1 protein-coding gene is annotated in these 261 nt (G+C 60.9%); it reads left to right on the top strand.

Going from position 1 to position 261, the window contains the following annotated elements:
• The coding region (locus F6V25_RS16895; RefSeq protein WP_246167087.1) for an EF-Tu/IF-2/RF-3 family GTPase at positions 1 to 261 on the top strand (261 nt) is incomplete at both ends.

Raw genomic sequence — 261 nt, 5'->3', positions numbered from 1 at the left:
TCGGCGAAGAGGTCGAGATCGTCGGCATCAAAGCCACCGCCAAGACCACGGTAACCGGCGTTGAGATGTTCCGCAAGCTGCTGGACGAAGGTCGTGCCGGCGACAACATCGGCGCCCTGCTGCGCGGTGTAAAGCGTGAAGACATCGAGCGCGGCCAGGTACTTGCCAAGCCGGGCAGCATCACTCCGCACACCAAGTTCAAGGCCGAAGCCTACGTTCTGACCAAGGAAGAGGGTGGTCGTCATACCCCGTTCTTCAACG

It is taken from the genome of Oryzomonas japonica (genome assembly GCF_008802365.1).
GTDB classification, from domain to species: Bacteria; Desulfobacterota; Desulfuromonadia; order Geobacterales; family Pseudopelobacteraceae; genus Oryzomonas; species Oryzomonas japonica.
Note: the sequence above shows the minus strand (reverse complement) of the source record. Positions and strands in the feature narration are given on the sequence as shown.